This window comes from Sanguibacter sp. 25GB23B1 (assembly GCF_040012415.1).
GTDB lineage: Bacteria > Actinomycetota > Actinomycetes > Actinomycetales > Cellulomonadaceae > Sanguibacter.
In genome coordinates this window covers 21,644-37,194 of sequence record NZ_JBDYKL010000043.1, presented here as the reverse complement: position 1 = coordinate 37,194, position 15,551 = coordinate 21,644, and the positions used below count along the sequence as shown (strand labels likewise).

The window sequence follows — 15,551 nt, the reverse complement described above, 5'->3', positions numbered from 1 at the left end:
CCCCCCCCCCCCCCCCCCCCCACCACCGGGTGCGACGGTCGGACGTGCCGTCGTCGGACGCCACCGGGGCCTCTTCGACGAAGCCGTGGCGCGCGAGGGTCTTGAGGTGATAGCTCGCGGAGCCCGCGGCGATCCCGTGGGCTGCAGCGAGGCTGCCGACGGTCGCCGGACCGCCGACGCGCAGGGTGCCGAGGATGGCGAGCCGGGCCGGGTGCGCGAGGGCCCGCAGCGCGGAGGTGTCGTCGGCGCCGAGGTGGCGGGTGTGGTCCGGGAGGCCGGGCTCGATGCTCATGCGCCGAGCGTAGGTCCACAAGAACTCTTGTACAAGAGTTCTTGTGGACCTGTCTCGTGTCGGTGCGGCTACCGGGCCTCGAGCACCCCGTCGTCGTCCAGCCGCACGACCACCCTCCGCCCCCACGCCGCGTCGGGCACCGGGAAGTCCGTGCGAAAGTGCCCCCCGCGGCTCTCGGTGCGCACGAGCGCAGCCGCCGTCAGCGCGGACGCCACCTGGTGGACGTTGCTCGTCTCCCACTCGGCAGCCTGCGGCTGCGCAGCAAGGTCCCCGGGCACCCGGTCCGGCACGTACGCGTCCGTCCGGACGGCCGCGAGCTTCGACGCCGCCCTCGTGAGACTCTCGGCCGAGCGCAGCACACCCGACCCAGCGGTGGTCACCTGCTGGATACGTGTCCGCGTCGCCGCCATGACGAGCCCCACGCTGCCTCCGCGGGGAGCTGCGGGCAGCAGAGGGAGCTCGCCGGCCGCCATCCGCGCAGCGATGTCCGCCGCCGCCCGGTGGGCGAACACGAGCCCCTCGAGCAGCGAGTTCGACGCGAGCCGGTTCGCGCCGTGGACGCCCGTGCACGCCACCTCACCGACCGCGTAGAGACCACGGAGCGTGGTGCGACCGGCCAGCGACGTGATGACGCCGCCCGAGTGATAGTGCTGGGCGGGGGCCACCGGCACCGGCTCCTCCGTGATGTCGAAGCCCTGCGCCAGCAGGCGCTCCGTGATGGTCGGGAACCGGCGGCGCAGGAAGTCCGCACCGAGGTGCCGAGCGTCGAGGAACACGTGGTCCGACCCGGTCGCTGCCATCTGCCGGACGATCGCGTGCGCCACCACGTCACGCGGCGCAAGCTCCGCCATGGGGTGCACAGCGGGCATGAACCGGTGGCCGTCGGTGTCGACGAGGAACGCGCCCTCACCCCGGACGGCTTCGGAGATGAGCGTCAGCTGGCCGCGCGCCGCGCTGCCGAGCCAGAGCACCGTGGGATGGAACTGGACGAACTCGAGGTCACCGAGGTCGGCCCCGGCGCGCAGCGCCGCCGCCATCCCGTCCCCCGTCGCCTGCGGCGGGTTGGTCGACGACACGTAGATCTGCCCGACCCCACCCGTCGCGAGGACGACAGCCCGGGCGCGCGCAGCACCCACACCGTCCCTGCTCCCCTCGCCGCGCACGTGCAGGGTGACGCCACAGACGGCACGCCGTTCCCCGTCCGGGGTCGACGCCGCGACAGGGCCAGCGCTCGTGAGCAGGTCGATGACGAGAGCATGCTCGATCACCTCGATACCGGGGTCGTTGCGCACAGCCTCGAGCTGCGCGACGAGGGCGCGCGAGATCTCCGCACCTGTCGCATCTCCACCGGCGTGCGCGATCCGGTCGGCGTGATGCCCGCCCTCGCGCGTCAGGGACATCTCGCCGCCGAGCTCCGTGTCGAACTTCGTCCCGCGCGCGACCAGCTCACGAACCCGCGCAGGCCCCTCGGTGACGAGCACCTCGACGGCGGTCCGGTCGCACAGGCCCCCGCCGGCGACGAGCGTGTCCTCGAGGTGGGCCGCCGGGGAGTCGGACGGGTCGAGCGCCGCCGCGATCCCGCCCTGCGCCCAGACGGTCGACCCCGAGGAGAGCTCACCCTTCGTCACGAGGAGCACCCGGGGCACGCGCGTGCGGAGCTCGAGGGCCGCTGTGAGTCCCGCGATGCCCGACCCCACGACGACGACGTCCGCCTCGGTCACCCACCCGGGCTCCGGGGCGGCGAGCATCGTCGCGAGACGAGGACCCTGACCTGCCCTCTCAGCGAGCGGCGTGCTACCGGATGCCGCCCCCGTCGGGGCAGCCTCCGCGAGGCTCACGCGCCGGTGCCGAGCGACAGCTGGAAGGGTGCGATGTCGAGACCGCTCGGCTCGAGACCGTAACCGTCAGGGACCTGGCCGGGCTCCCCCGAGACCTCGACGATCCGGTTCTCCGCGTCCACGAACACGACGTTCGGCATGAAGTGGCGCGCCTCCGCGTCGGCGAGCATGCCGTACGCGATGAGGATGACCGTGTCTCCCGGGTGCACGAGGTGCGCCGCTGCACCGTTGATGCACACCTGACCGGAACCGGGCTCACCCGGGATGACGTACGTCGTCAGGCGCGCACCGTTGGTGACGTCGACGATGTCGACCTGCTGGCCAGGGATGAGGTCCGCGGCCTGGAGCAGCTCGGCGTCGACCGTCACGGAACCGACGTAGTGCAGGTCCGCCTGCGTCACGGTCGCGCGGTGGATCTTGCCGATCATCATCGGACGCTGCAGGGACGTCACTGGGTTCCTCCTGAGGTGACTCGCTGCGGCTGTGCCGAGAGCGAGACTGCCATGTTGTCGATCAGTCGTGTGGCACCCACCCGTGCCGCGACGAGCAGCAGGGCCGGTCCGTCGTGGGACTCTGGTACCGGCTCCACGGTAGCGGGGTCCACGAGCGCTACGTAATCGGTGACAACGCCCGGAGCCCCGTCGAGCATTCCCTGAGCGGCAGCGAGCACGCCTGCGGGGGCGGCCCCCGCGTCCGCCGCGTCGCGTCCTGCGCGCAACCCTCCGGAGAGCGACAGCGCGGCCCGGCGCTCGTCCGCGGCGAGATACGCGTTGCGCGACGACAGCGCGAGGCCGTCGGCGTCCCGCACGACCGGCACGCCGTGGATGTGCACCGGGACGGCGAGGTCCTCGACCATGCGGCGGACGAGGAGGATCTGCTGCGCGTCCTTCTCACCGAAGACGGCGACGTGGGGCCGGACGAGGTTGATGACCTTGAGCACCACGGTGAGGACCCCGTCGAAGTGGCCAGGCCGCGTGACTCCCTCGAGGACCGTCCCGAGCTCCCCGGACGTGACGCTCACCCTCGGGTCCCCGCCGGGGTACATCTCGTCGCGCTCCGGAGCGAACACCACCTCCACGCCGACACGTTCCAGCAGGGCCACGTCCGCGGCGAGCGTCCGCGGATACTGCTCGTAGTCCTCGCCCGGACCGAACTGCAGGGGGTTGACGAAGATCGACACGACGACCTCGTCGGCGAGCTCGCGGGCGGCACGCACCAGCTCGAGATGGCCCTCGTGGAGCGCGCCCATCGTCATGACGAGCGCACGGGTCCGGGGTGGTCCGCCGCGGCCCGCCGGGCTCGCGGCGAGGGCCGCCGTCAGCTCGGTTCGCGTCCGGACCACGAGAGGTGCGCGCGGCACCCTGCCGTCGGAACCACCCCTCCCGGACGTCCCCGCCGTGGTCGCTGCCTCGCTGATGGTCCTCACCCCTCGTCCACGGGAGCGCCGGGCTCCGGTCCGTCGATGACGCCGAGCAGCGCCTGCGCCTGCGCCTCCTTGATCCGTCCCGCCGCGAGAGCGCGCGACGTCGCCGCACGGCTGAGCACCCGGTAGGCAGCAGGGGTGTCCGTCGCGCCCCGCTCGACCGCGAGCGCGGCGAGGACCGCAAGGTGGTCGGCGACCGTCCCGACGTCCCCCCGGACGACCGGTCCCGTGAGCGTCTGCACGGGGTCCGAGACGCCGTCGGCCGCCCGCAGCGCACCGTCCAGCGCCGCATGGAGCAGCGGCCCCAGCGCCCGCCCGGGGTTCTCCACACCCGCGACCTGGAGCGCCTGCGCTGCCTGGGCGACGAGCACGACGAGGTGGTTCGCGCCGTGGGCGAGCGCCGCGTGATACAGGCCGCGGTCGCGCTCCTCGATGATCACCGGCTCACCGCCGATCTCCACGACGAGCGCCTGCCCGATCGGCAGCACGGGCGCCGGCGCCGTCACCGCGAAGGTGGCACCGACGAGTCGGCTCATGTCGAGCGACGTCCCTGTGAAGGTCATCGCCGGGTGGATGGCGACAGGGATCGCGCCGGCCGCGCGGGCGGGCGCCAGGACGTCCGTCCCGTACCGGCCGGAGGTGTGCACCACGATCTGCCCGGGCTGCCACGCGCCCAGCTCGGCGAGGCCGGCGACCAGACCGGGGAGGACGTCGTCCGGGACCGCGAGGACGGTGAGCTCGGAACGCTCGACGACGTCCCGCACGTCGAGCACCGGAACGCCCGGCAGGAGGTTCTCGATGCGGTCGCGCGACGCCTCGGAGACACCGCTCGCGCCGACGACCACGTGTCCGGTGGAGCGCAGCGCGTTGCCGAGCACGGCACCGACCCTGCCCGCACCGACGATGCCCACCCCGAGCCGCCCCGGGCGGGCACCGTCGCTCACCGCGCTCCCTCGTGTCCGGTGCCGGGGAGCGGCTCGTCGTGGAAGGCCTCGGGGAGGCTCTCGTCGAGGCGGGGCTCGTCGAGGCGGGGCTCGTCGGGGAAGGGCTCGTCGGGGAAGGGCTGGTCGGCGAAGGCCTCGTCGGTGCGGGAATCGTCGGGGAGGGCGACGACGGTCTGCATCCAGCGTTCGGGGCCTGCGTGCTGGCGTGCGTACCTGGCACGCGCGGACTGTGCTCGGAGCAGCGACGCCGCGTCGGCACCCGCGAGGTGCGGGACCTTCGGCGCGACCGGTCCAGCCGTCGAGTGCATGACGAACGACGCGACCCCGAACTTGCGCTGCAGCGGTCCTTGGGCGAGCGCGAGGGACTGCGTGCGCTCGTGGGGAACCACCTCGACCGTGCGCACCAGCCGACCACGCCGGATGAGGAGACCGCGTCCCATGACGAAGAACCCGTTGCGTCGCCAGGCGAGCGGGTCCACCCACCGTGCACTCCGGGGGCTCGAGGTGAAGCCGGCATCCCCGCCGGAGCCGACGAGCGCAGCGTCGAGCAGCTCGACGGGGTTCTCGACCCCGAGGTCGGGGAGCACGAGCCACAGCGCCCTCAGCGCGTCGTCACGGGTGCCGACGGGCAGGAGCACGGTGTTCGTCTGGTTCCCGTCGGCCTCGACGCCGTACCCCGCGACGTTGACGTCGACACGCCACCAGCCGAAGCGACGCCACAGCAGGCCCTGGCGCAGACGGATCGCCTGGACGCGACCGGGCGGGATGGTCTGGGACCGCGTCTCGAGCAGGCCGCGGCGCAGGCGGATGCCGTCGGGCGAGATCGCTCCCGTGAAGCCGAACTCGCCGGTGAACCTCGACGCGACGAACGGCCCGAGGCCGAGGAGCGCGGGGAAGACCGCGACGAAGGGCGCTCCGCTGCGTGTCACGACCGCCGCGACCGAGGAACCCACGACGATGAGGACGAGGACGATCGTCGCCCCCGAGAGCAGGAGCGACCCGATGAGACGACCGGGCGGGACGTCGAGCACCGGACGCTCGGGGGCCTCGACGGCGACGCTCCCGTCGGCGCTCTCCTCGACCCCGGCGGCGCGCGCGAGCAGCGTGTTGCGCAGTGCTGCGGCCTCTGCGTCACGCAGGAAGCCCAGCTTGACGTTGGAGCCCGGGCCGCCGGCGACCTCGAGCTTGAGCTCGGCGAGACCGAAGAAGCGCGCGAGGAGAGGCTTGACCACGTCGATCGCCTGGAGGCGGTCGAGCCGCACCTTGCGCTGCTTGCGGAAGAGGATGCCCGAGTGGACGTGGACGGCCTCCGCGTCGTACGCGTACCGCGTCATGAGCCACGCCAACCAGGCATAGACCCCACCGACGAGGCCGACGCCCACGATCCCCGCGACGATGAGCCACACGTTGTCGGTGGGGAGCACCGCACCGCCCGAGGGCAGCGCCTCGGCGGAGCGCTGCGCGAGGATGAACAGCACGACGGCGATGACCGCCCAGCCGCGCACGAGCGGGGTGACGGGGTGCAGCCGACGCCAGGTGAGACCGTCGGCAGCGACGCCCTTCTCCAGGGTCGCGGCGTCGGGCTCGACGTCCGGTGGTGGACTGACCGGACCGGTGCTCACAGGCCCGCCAGCCTCGCCTCGCCGCGCGACGCGAGACGGTCGCGCAGCCGCGCGGCCTCGCTCGGCACGAGGCCCTCGATCGTCGCGTCGGTCCCGGGCGACGCCGTGTGCAGCTGCACCGACGCGATGTCCAGCTTGCGGGCGAGGGGTCCTGCGGTGACGTCGACGAGCTGCATCCGGCCGTAGGGCACCACGACGAGGGTGCGGAAGAGCACCCCCTTGCGGATGAGCAGGTCGTCGTCACGCTCCGCGTAGCCGATCGCCCGGACCTGGCGTCCGACGACGAACGCCGTCCACAGCAGCAGGACGAGGAACCCGGCGGCGACGATCCACAGCCATGTCTGCTCGAGGACGATCGCGAGCACGGCGGCGACCACGAGAGGCACGCCCAGCCAGATGCCCGCGAGGACGAGGCGCGCCGTAGCGAGGCGGAGCGAGACCCGCTGCCAGGTGACGCCCTCCGGGTCGAAGGGCGACGTGGTCGGGGCGGGGTCCGCCGGGAGGTCAGTCATGCGTCCCATCCTCGCCTATCTCGAGCCCTGCTTCGTCACTCGGCGGAGGGAGCTGGCAGAACCGCTCTGCCACCACGCCGGCCACGACGAGCAGCAGCGCGCACGCGCACGCGACGCCCGCGGCGAGCGCCCGCGACTGCTGGGACTCGAACTGGGCGTTACCGAGCGCCACGAGGCCCTGGGCGCCGTACCACCCGGCGAGCAGCGCGCCCGTGATCGCCGCTGCCTTCGCGAGCGCGGCGGTCCGTGCAGCACGCAGCGGGCTGAGTCCCGGACGCTTCCCGCGCTGGTAGGCCCGGACGGACCACGCGGTCCAGATCACGACGACGCCGAGGACGAGCAGCACCGGGCCCACCACCCAGGGGACGGGCGCCAGGTAGACCCCCTGGTCCTCGAGGAGCATGACGAGCAGCCAGCCTGCGCCGAGCGCGCCCCCTGCGGCGAGCGCGAGCGTCGATGCCCGGGTACGACCCATCATGCGTCGTGACCGGTCATTCGCGCGGGGACGAGGCTTCGCTCGACCCCGGACGGTCGGTGACGTCGCCGTCGACCGGCATGGAGCCAGTCTGCTGCGGCGCGATGGACGGAGGTGTGGCCCGGCGCGCCTCCGGCGCCTCGTCGGCGTCGTGCAGCCAGTCGAGCGCCAGCCACCGGATGCCGTCCCGGTCCGGAGCGGTCGCGGCGAGCGCACCGACAGGCCCGCCGCCAAGACCGGGCAGGACCGCTTCCGGGTCGACGTGCGCCCACGGCGCGAGGACGAAGGACCGCTCGTGCGCACGCGGGTGCGGGAGCTCGAGGTCGTCGGCGGAGTCGATGAGCCCGTCGTAGACGATGATGTCGATGTCGAGCGTGCGCGGTCCCCAGCGCTCGATGCGCTCCCGGCCGTGGGCGTGCTCGATCCGCTGGCACGCGTGCAGCAGCTCGCGAGCCGAGGATGCCGTCCGGGCGAGGACGACCGTGTTGAGGAAGTCGGGCTGGTCGGGGCCACCGACGGCAGCGGTCCTGGCCAGCGGCCCGACGGCGACGATCTGCGTACCGACGACCGAGCCGAGCTCCGCGACGGCCTGGCGGAGCGTCTCTTGCGGCTCCCCGAGGTTTCCGCCGAGCGCGATCACGACGTCGACGGGTTCGCTCGGCCGCGTGTCCATGCGGTCGAGCATCTCGACGGGCTCGAGGTGCGCCGTGGGCTCGGCTCGCGACGGTTCGCCGTGCTCGTCGTCGGACGCAGTGGTGTCGCCGGACGCTGGGGCATCGAGCTCGTCGAGCTGCTCTGAGGGGGCGAAGGGCTCGAGGGTCTCCGCGGCGTCGTACGTCTCCTCGACCGGGCCGGGATCGTGTGCCGGGACGGGCGCGAAGACGACCGTCTGGTCGAGGACGAGGTCCGGGCGGGTGCCCGCGGTGATCCGCGTCATCCCGAACACCTCGGGGCGGCGCAGAGCGGCGGAGACGCGTGCCTGCTCCTCGAGGATCGCGATCTCCTCGGCCGTCGGACGGACTCGCTCCCCTTCCGGGGGCGTGACCTGGCGCGGCATCCGTGTCGTCTCGTCCGGTCCAGGCTCCGACCACGCGGGGACGTCCGCCGGCTCCGTCCGCACCGGGGTGCCCGTCGGGGCGGACTCGTCGAGAGGGTCCTGCTCCGCATCGAGCGGCTCAGACCTCACCGGCTCCGCGGCGACGGGCGTGGACAGGACTGGCAGCTCGTCGGTGGCGGTGCGGGAGATCACCACGGGCCGCACCTGCTGCACCGGCACCGCTGTCGGGACGGGCACCGCTGTCGGGACGGGCACGGCCGTCGGGACCGGCGCGGCTGGCGGGACCGGCACGGCTGGCGGCACCTGGGGCGGCACCGGGAGCGGCGGCGCGAGGGTGCCACGTCTCGTGGCGGGGGGCGCGTCGGCCGCTGCCGGGTCGAGGTGCTCGCCGATCGTCGCGTCCGTGCCGTGCGCCCCGAGCTCGTCGGCGGGCGCGCTCACGACCGGGACGTTGACCCGGTCACGGTGGATCGTGACGACCACGTCGTCGAAGGGCAGCGGGATGGGCGCCTGGGGCTTGTGCACGGTGACGTCGACGGATATGACCTGCGGACGCGTGAGCACGGCGTCGGCGATCCGCTCGGCGACGGTCTCGACGAGGTTCACGGGGTCGCCGCTGAGGATCGCGTGGACGTCCTCGGCGACGAGCGCGTAGTTGACCGTCTCGGCGAGGTCGTCACCGCGGGCGGCCGCGCGCGTGTCGAGATACAGCGTCACGTCGGCGCTGAAGTCCTGTCCGGCGTCCCGCTCGCTCTGGAGCACCCCGTGGAAGCCCCGGGCGGCGATGCCGCGGATGTGGATCTGGTCCAGCGGGTATCCGCTCTTTCCCAGGACCGATCGTTGTACGAGCACACTCATCGCCTGTCCCCGTTCGTCCGTCCATCCAGCCGTGCACCGTGCCGCTGCCCGCCCAACCATGCCTGAGCGACACGCACGGCGTCCACCGAGCCGGTGACGTCGTGCACGCGGACGCACCATGCGCCCGACGCTGCTGCCAGCGTACTCACCGCTGCGGTCGCGCGGTCACGCTCGAGCGGAGGGACGGGTTCGCCGTCGGCACCGGCGAGGAGGTGGCCGAGAAAGCGCTTGCGCGACGCACCGACGAGAACGGGCAGACCGAGCTCGAGAAGCTCGTCGAGGCGGCCCAGCAGCGGCCAGTTCGCGGCGCCGGCCTTCGAGAAGCCGAGACCGGGGTCGAGGACGATCTGGTCACGCTGCACACCCGCGGCCTCGAGCGCTTCGACGCGCTGGACGAGCTCTCGGCGGACGTCCAGGACCACGTCGTCGTACCGCTCGAGGTCGTCCATGACGTCGGCATGACCGCGCCAGTGCATCGCGACGAAGACGGCCCCGGAGCGGGCCACCACACCGGCCATCTCCGGGTCGGCGAGTCCGCCGGACACGTCGTTGACGACGAGGGCGCCAGTGTCGAGGGCTGCGCGGGCGACCTCGGCGCGGGTCGTGTCGACGGACACCACCGCCCCCTCCGCGACCAGAGCCGCGACGACGGGCAGGACCCGCTCGAGCTCGTCCGCGACCGAGACGCGCATCGCTCCGGGCCGGGTCGACTCTCCGCCGACGTCGAGGATGTCGGCGCCCTGGTGCAGGAGCTGCCGACCGTGCTCGACGGCTGCTGCGGGCTCGAACCATCGCCCGCCGTCCGAGAACGAGTCCGGGGTGACGTTGACGACGCCCATGACGAGCGTCCGGTCGAGGCCGGTCAGCGTGCTGGGGAGCGGTCGGGGGTGGCGCACGGTGCTCATCGCCCGATGATGAGGCTCATCGCTTCGGCCCGTGTGGCGGGGTTGCGCATCTGGCCGCGCACGGCGGAGGTCACGGTGCGCGAGCCCGGCTTGCGCACTCCGCGCATGGACATGCACAGGTGCTCGCACTCGACGACGACGACGACTCCCGCGGGCGAGAGCGCCTCGACGAGGGAGTCGGCGATCTGGGCGGTGAGCCGCTCCTGGATCTGCGGCCGCCGGGCGAAGACGTCGACGAGCCGTGCGAGCTTGCTCAGGCCGGTGACCCGACCGTCCGGGCCCGGGATGTACCCGACGTGCGCGACACCGTGGAAGGGCACGAGGTGGTGCTCGCAGGTGGAGTACACCTCGATGTCCTTGACGAGGATCATCTCCTCGTGACCGATGTCGAAGACCGTGTTGAGGACGTCGGCCGGGTCTTGACGGAGCCCGGCGAAGATCTCCGTGTAGGCGCGGGCCACCCGGGCGGGCGTGTCCCGGAGACCGTCGCGATCGGGGTCCTCGCCGACGGCGAGGAGCAGCTCACGGACGGCCGCGGCCGCGCGTTCGAGGTCGACGACACCTGTGCCGAGGGGCGGCGCCTCCGGTCCGGTCGAGGTCATGCCACCGGCCCGTCTGAGGTGTCGGTGACGTCGGGCGCAGACGTCGCAGGCGTCGACTTCGTCGTGTCGACCGTCCCGGACGGCGGCACCTCGACGGCGACGACGGCGGGCTTCTCCTCGCGCGCCGCGGCGGCCTCGTCCTCGGGGATGACCGGGCCGGAGCCGTGCGCGAGCTGCTCGGCTGCGGTGAGCACGGGCGGGCGGTCGGAGATCGCGCGCTGCTCGCTGGAGAGCCACACCTCGCGCGGCGGACGCTTGACGACCGGCTCGAAGATCGTGGCGAGCTCCTTCTGGTTGAGCGTCTCCTTGTCGAGGAGCTCGAGCACGAGGGTGTCGAGGACGTCGCGGTACTCGATGAGCACCTCCCAGGCCTCGTCGTGCGCGGACTCGATGAGCTTGCGCACCTCGTGGTCGACCGTGCCGGCGACGGACTCGGAGTAGTCCCGCTGGTGGCCCATGTCCCGGCCCATGAACGGCTCGCTCGAGCCCTGGCCGAGCTTGATCGCACCGATCCGCTCGCTCATGCCGTACTCGGTGACCATCTTGCGCGCGGTGCTGCTGGCCTTGTCGATGTCGTTCGACGCACCGGTGGTCGGGTCGTGGAAGACGATCTCCTCCGCGACGCGCCCGCCCATCGCGTACGCGAGCTGGTCGAGCAGCTCGTTGCGCGTGGTGGAGTACTTGTCCTCGGTCGGCATGACCATCGTGTAGCCGAGCGCCCGGCCGCGCGGCAGGATCGTCACCTTGGTGACGGGGTCCGTGTAGCGCATCGCCGCAGCGACGAGGGCGTGGCCGCCCTCGTGGTACGCGGTGATCTTCTGCTCCTTGATGTTCATCACTCGCGTGCGCTTCTGCGGACCGGCGATGACTCGGTCGATCGCTTCGTCGAGGGCGCGGTCGTCGATGAGCTGAGCGCCGCTGCGCGCGGTGAGGAGCGCGGCCTCGTTGAGGACGTTCGCGAGGTCCGCACCGCTGAAGCCGGGCGTCCGGCGCGCGACGGCTCGCAGGTCGACGCCGTCGACGATCGGCTTGCCCCGGGCGTGGACGTGGAGGATGTCGGTGCGGCCCTGGAGGTCGGGCGCCTCGACGGCGATCTGACGGTCGAAGCGTCCTGGTCGCAGGAGCGCCGGGTCGAGGATGTCGGGTCGGTTGGTCGCGGCGATGAGGATGACGTTCGCCTTGACGTCGAAGCCGTCCATCTCGACGAGGAGCTGGTTGAGCGTCTGCTCCCGCTCGTCGTGCCCGCCGCCCATGCCGGCACCGCGGTGGCGACCGACCGCGTCGATCTCGTCGACGAAGATGATCGCGGGTGCGTTCTCCTTGGCCTGCTGGAAGAGGTCGCGGACGCGCGACGCACCGACACCGACGAACATCTCGACGAAGTCCGAGCCGGAGATCGTGTAGAAGGGCACCTTGGCCTCGCCGGCGACGGCACGGGCCAGGAGCGTCTTGCCGGTCCCGGGAGGACCGTAGAGGAGCACACCCTTGGGGATCTTCGCCCCCACGGCCAGGAACTTCGCCGGCTCGGAGAGGAACTCCTGGATCTCGCGGAGCTCTTCGACAGCCTCGTCGGCCCCGGCCACGTCGGCGAAGGTCACCTGCGGGGTGTCCTTGTTCGCGAGCTTCGCCTTGGACTTGCCGAAGCCCATGACGCGCGAGCCACCACCCTGCATGCGGGTGAGGATGAAGTAGAAGATCACGCCGATGATGAGGAACGGGATGATCACGGAGAGCATCGACGTGAAGAACCCTGCGCGGGCGACCTCGGAGTCGAAGCCCTTCGCGGGGTCGGCGGCGGTGACCGCCTCGACCACCTGGTCGCCCTGCGGCTCGACGTAGAAGAACTCGACGCTGCGGCCGAGGTCCTCGCCGTCGACCTCGAAGTCCTCGTCGAGCGTCAGGCGGACCCGCTGGTCGCCGTCGACGATGAGCGCCTGCTCGACCGTCCCGCCCTCGAGCAGCGCGAGGCCCTGCGAGGTGTCGATCCGCGACACCTTCTCGCCGAGGAGGGAGGTGAGGGCGAAGCCCAGGATCACCAGCCCGAGGATGATCCACACGAACGGGCCACTAAAGAGACGCTTCATATTCATCGGCGACGGGGCGTGCCCCGCATCCTTCCGCTAGCGCACTGGGTACGCCGTTGAAAATACACGTCCTACCTGATGCTTGGCTGAGCCGCGCCCTCATGTTCGCCCAGGGCAGGACGATCTGAGGGCGGACCGGCCCGAGGGGGGTCGAGGAGCGCGCCGGCTCAGCTCGAGTAGACGTGGGGGGCCAGGGTCCCGACGAACGGCAGGGTCCGGAACTTCTCGGCGTAGTCGAGGCCGTAGCCGACCACGAACTCGTTGGGGATGTCGAAGCCGATGTAGCGGACGTCGACCTCGACCTGAGCTGCGGTCGGCTTGCGGAGCATCGCGGCCACCTCGACGGAGGCGGGGCCACGGCTGCGGAGGTTGGAGATGAGCCACGAGAGGGTGAGCCCGGAGTCGATGATGTCCTCGACGATGAGCACGTGCCGACCCGTGAGATCCGTGTCGAGGTCCTTGAGGATGCGCACGACACCGGAGGACTTGGTGCCGGAGCCGTAGGAGGAGACGGCCATCCAGTCCATCTCGGCGCCCTTGTGCTGGATGCGCCGCGAGAGGTCCGCCATGACCATGACGGCACCCTTGAGGACGCCGACGAGCAGCAGGTCCTTGTCGGCGTAGTCGGCGTCGATCTGCGCCGCCATCTCGTCGAGCCGGCTGCCGAGCTGCGCCTCGCTCAGCAGGACGCTCTGGATGTCGCCATTGTCGGCAGATCCCACGGGACTCGCTCCTTGTCGGTATGTGTGTTCGGTGTGTCTGGTTGCTACGAAGGTCGAAGGACAAGCGTGCCACAGTCCCGACCGGCGAGGACCCCACCCGGGAGGTGGAGCGGCCCCTGCCCGTGCCAGGCGGTGAGCAGCCTGTCGAGCTCGAGGACGTGCGTCCGGGTGAGCGCACCGGCGGGGCTCCCGGCGGTCGTCGCGGCGACCCGCAGCGCCCTGCGGCGCACGGCCGCCGGGGCGCCGCACAGCACGGTCACCTCGACACGCGTCTCGACGGGTGGGTCCTGGAGCTCGGACGCACGAGGGTCGTCGGACCGTCCGGGCCCCGCGGACCCAGCAGGCCGGGCGAGGGCCCGGGCGAAGAGCTCGTCCGCGAGGTCGGTCAGCGCGTCGTCGTCCTCGCGGAGCTGCTCGGCGGTCCGGGCGAGCGCCTGGGCGACACCCGGCCCGAGGACGTCGTCGAGGAGCGGCAGCACCCGCGTGCGGACCCGCGAGCGCAGAGGTGCGCCGGGACCGTCACCGACGTTCGTGGGGTCGTCCCAGCGCTCGAGACCCAGGGCGGCGCAGACCGCCTCGGTCTCGGACCGTCGGAGCGCGAGGAAGGGGCGCCGCAGGAGCCCGACGGTCTTGCGCATGCCTGCGAGGGAGCGCGCGCCTGATCCGCGTGCCAGCCCGAGGAGGACCGTCTCGGCCTGGTCGTCGAGCGTGTGCCCGAGGAGGAGGGCTGCGGCGCCGAGCGCGGAGGACCGCTCTCGCAGGAGCGCGTACCGCGCCGCGCGGGCCGCCCCTTCAGGCCCACCGGACCCCGGGCCGGACGGCACGGTGGCACGCAGCACCTCCACGGGGCCGAGCCCGAGGTCGCGGCACTGCTGCGCGGCGCGTGCCGCGACGTCGGCGCTCCCTGGCTGGAGACCGTGGTCGACGACGAGCGCGCCCGCCTGCAGCCCGAGCCGTCCCGCGACGAAGGAGGTCACCGCGGCGAGCGCCAGGGAGTCGGCGCCGCCGGAGCACGCGACGAGGACGAGCGGCACGGCGTCAGCCGGCTGCTGCGGACCGCGCTCGTCGCCGCGCGGCAGGGCGAGGTCGTCGAGGCTGCGCCGGACGGCGAGCCGCGCTGCGGCGACCACGGGTGGAGGGCCGGTCACCGGCGCTCAGCCGTGCACGCGACGGACCCACGCGGTGGGGTCGGCGATCTCGTGGGCCGTGGGCAGCGCAGCGCTGTCGGTCCAGACGGCGTTGAAGCCGGCAGTCCCGACGTCGCGGGTCACTCCGCGGACGAACGCGGCCCCGTCGCGGTACTGGGCGAGCTTGGCGTCCATCCCGAGGAGCCGCTTGACCACGCCGTCGGCGGCTCCCGAGGTGTCACGGCGCTTCTCGAACTTCCGGCGGATCGAGCGCACGCTCGGGACGAGCCTCGGCCCCACGGCGTCCATCGCCACGTCGGCATGCCCTTCGAGGAGGGACATGACTGCGGTGATCGCGTCGAGCTCGACCTGCTGCTCGCGGGTGAGGATCCCGTCGACGAGAGATGCTCCCTCGACACCGCGCAGCGCCCGGTAGAGCGCCCGCACCAGGGCGGCGAGGCGCGGCGGGACGTCCCGCAGACCGCTCGTCGCGCTCATCCCTCTCACGAGGGCGCGCGTGCGCTCCTGCAGGTGCGTGGCGAGCCACGGAGCGGCGGCGAACTGGAGTGCGTGCGTCTGCTCGTGCAGCGCGACCCAGAGTCGGAAGTCCGCCGGGCGCACGCCCAGCTCACGCTCGACGTGCAGCACGTTCGGCGCGACGAGCAGCAGCCGGCCGGGCTCCTGGGCGGAGTAGGGGTCGAACTGCCCGAGGATCTTCGTGGAGAGGAACGCGAGCGCGGCACCGATCTCGGCGCTCGCCGCGACCTGTGCTGCGACGGCGGGGCTCGCGCCGGACGGGAGCACGAGCACGTCGTCGGTCATGTCACGCATCGAGCGTGCGGCGGCCCTCGCCCACCCGGCTCGGTCGACGACGAGCACGTCCGAGAGCTGCGCGGTGTCGAGGTCTCGTCCGTCGGCAGGGGCCATGGCCGTGATGTCGAGGACGGGCTCGACCGCGCGCTCCGCCGCGCCGCGCAAGGAGGCGACGAGGTCCTGGGCCTCGTCGCGGGTGACAGCCGGACCCGGCCGGGCGAGACGACCCGCGAGGAGCGCGGCGTCTTCCCAGTCGACGAGTGCTGTGGCGGGCACG

General features: G+C 72.6%; 15 protein-coding genes. All 15 read right to left on the bottom strand.

What is annotated here, in order from left to right; translation table 11 throughout:
- Positions 1–292: helix-turn-helix domain-containing protein (locus ABKW26_RS18275; protein WP_348595509.1), on the bottom strand; the 292-nt coding region annotated here is incomplete at its 3' end.
- A 68-nt stretch (positions 293–360) separates the two neighbouring features.
- Positions 361–2,040: an L-aspartate oxidase gene (locus ABKW26_RS18270; protein ID WP_348595508.1), complete on the bottom strand. Its 1,680-nt coding sequence runs from the start codon at positions 2,038–2,040 to the stop codon at positions 361–363.
- Positions 2,041–2,126: 86 nt separating this feature from the next.
- Positions 2,127–2,582, bottom strand: a complete 456-nt coding sequence (panD, locus tag ABKW26_RS18265; protein ID WP_348595507.1) for an aspartate 1-decarboxylase — start codon at positions 2,580–2,582, stop codon at positions 2,127–2,129.
- Positions 2,579–3,490: a pantoate--beta-alanine ligase gene (gene panC, locus ABKW26_RS18260; protein WP_348595511.1), complete on the bottom strand. Its 912-nt coding sequence runs from the start codon at positions 3,488–3,490 to the stop codon at positions 2,579–2,581. Before panC ends, panD begins: the two co-directional genes overlap by 4 nt.
- 62 nt (positions 3,491–3,552) lie before the next feature.
- A complete protein-coding gene (locus tag ABKW26_RS18255; protein WP_348595506.1) occupies positions 3,553–4,497 on the bottom strand; it encodes a DUF2520 domain-containing protein in 945 nt (314 codons plus the stop codon).
- Positions 4,494–6,119, bottom strand: a complete 1,626-nt coding sequence (locus ABKW26_RS18250) for a PH domain-containing protein (protein WP_348595505.1) — start codon at positions 6,117–6,119, stop codon at positions 4,494–4,496. The genes ABKW26_RS18255 and ABKW26_RS18250 overlap by 4 nt, the downstream gene beginning before the upstream one ends.
- The gene (locus tag ABKW26_RS18245; RefSeq protein WP_348595504.1) at positions 6,116–6,640 is read right to left on the bottom strand and encodes a PH domain-containing protein; all 525 of its coding nucleotides are present in this window, start codon (positions 6,638–6,640) and stop codon (positions 6,116–6,118) included. The genes ABKW26_RS18250 and ABKW26_RS18245 overlap by 4 nt, the downstream gene beginning before the upstream one ends.
- Positions 6,624–7,109 carry a DUF3180 domain-containing protein gene (locus tag ABKW26_RS18240; RefSeq protein ID WP_348595503.1) on the bottom strand — a complete coding sequence of 162 codons (486 nt, stop codon included), beginning with the start codon at positions 7,107–7,109 and terminating at the stop codon, positions 6,624–6,626. The genes ABKW26_RS18245 and ABKW26_RS18240 overlap by 17 nt, the downstream gene beginning before the upstream one ends.
- 13 nt (positions 7,110–7,122) lie before the next feature.
- Complete coding sequence (gene folK / locus ABKW26_RS18235; RefSeq protein WP_348595502.1) at positions 7,123–9,021, bottom strand: 2-amino-4-hydroxy-6-hydroxymethyldihydropteridine diphosphokinase; 1,899 nt, start codon at positions 9,019–9,021, stop codon at positions 7,123–7,125.
- The gene (gene folP / locus ABKW26_RS18230; RefSeq protein WP_348595501.1) at positions 9,018–9,926 is read right to left on the bottom strand and encodes a dihydropteroate synthase; all 909 of its coding nucleotides are present in this window, start codon (positions 9,924–9,926) and stop codon (positions 9,018–9,020) included. The genes folK and folP overlap by 4 nt, the downstream gene beginning before the upstream one ends.
- Complete coding sequence (folE, locus tag ABKW26_RS18225) at positions 9,923–10,528, bottom strand: GTP cyclohydrolase I FolE (RefSeq protein WP_348595500.1); 606 nt, start codon at positions 10,526–10,528, stop codon at positions 9,923–9,925. The genes folP and folE overlap by 4 nt, the downstream gene beginning before the upstream one ends.
- Positions 10,525–12,618, bottom strand: coding sequence for an ATP-dependent zinc metalloprotease FtsH (ftsH, locus tag ABKW26_RS18220; RefSeq protein ID WP_348595499.1), 2,094 nt, complete (start codon positions 12,616–12,618; stop codon positions 10,525–10,527). The genes folE and ftsH overlap by 4 nt, the downstream gene beginning before the upstream one ends.
- A 161-nt stretch (positions 12,619–12,779) precedes the next feature.
- Positions 12,780–13,334: a hypoxanthine phosphoribosyltransferase gene (gene hpt, locus ABKW26_RS18215; protein WP_348595498.1), complete on the bottom strand. Its 555-nt coding sequence runs from the start codon at positions 13,332–13,334 to the stop codon at positions 12,780–12,782.
- Positions 13,335–13,378: 44 nt separating this feature from the next.
- A complete protein-coding gene (gene tilS / locus ABKW26_RS18210; protein ID WP_348595497.1) occupies positions 13,379–14,482 on the bottom strand; it encodes a tRNA lysidine(34) synthetase TilS in 1,104 nt (367 codons plus the stop codon).
- A 6-nt stretch (positions 14,483–14,488) separates the two neighbouring features.
- Complete coding sequence (locus tag ABKW26_RS18205) at positions 14,489–15,550, bottom strand: zinc-dependent metalloprotease (RefSeq protein WP_348595496.1); 1,062 nt, start codon at positions 15,548–15,550, stop codon at positions 14,489–14,491.
- Position 15,551 lies beyond the last annotated feature (1 nt).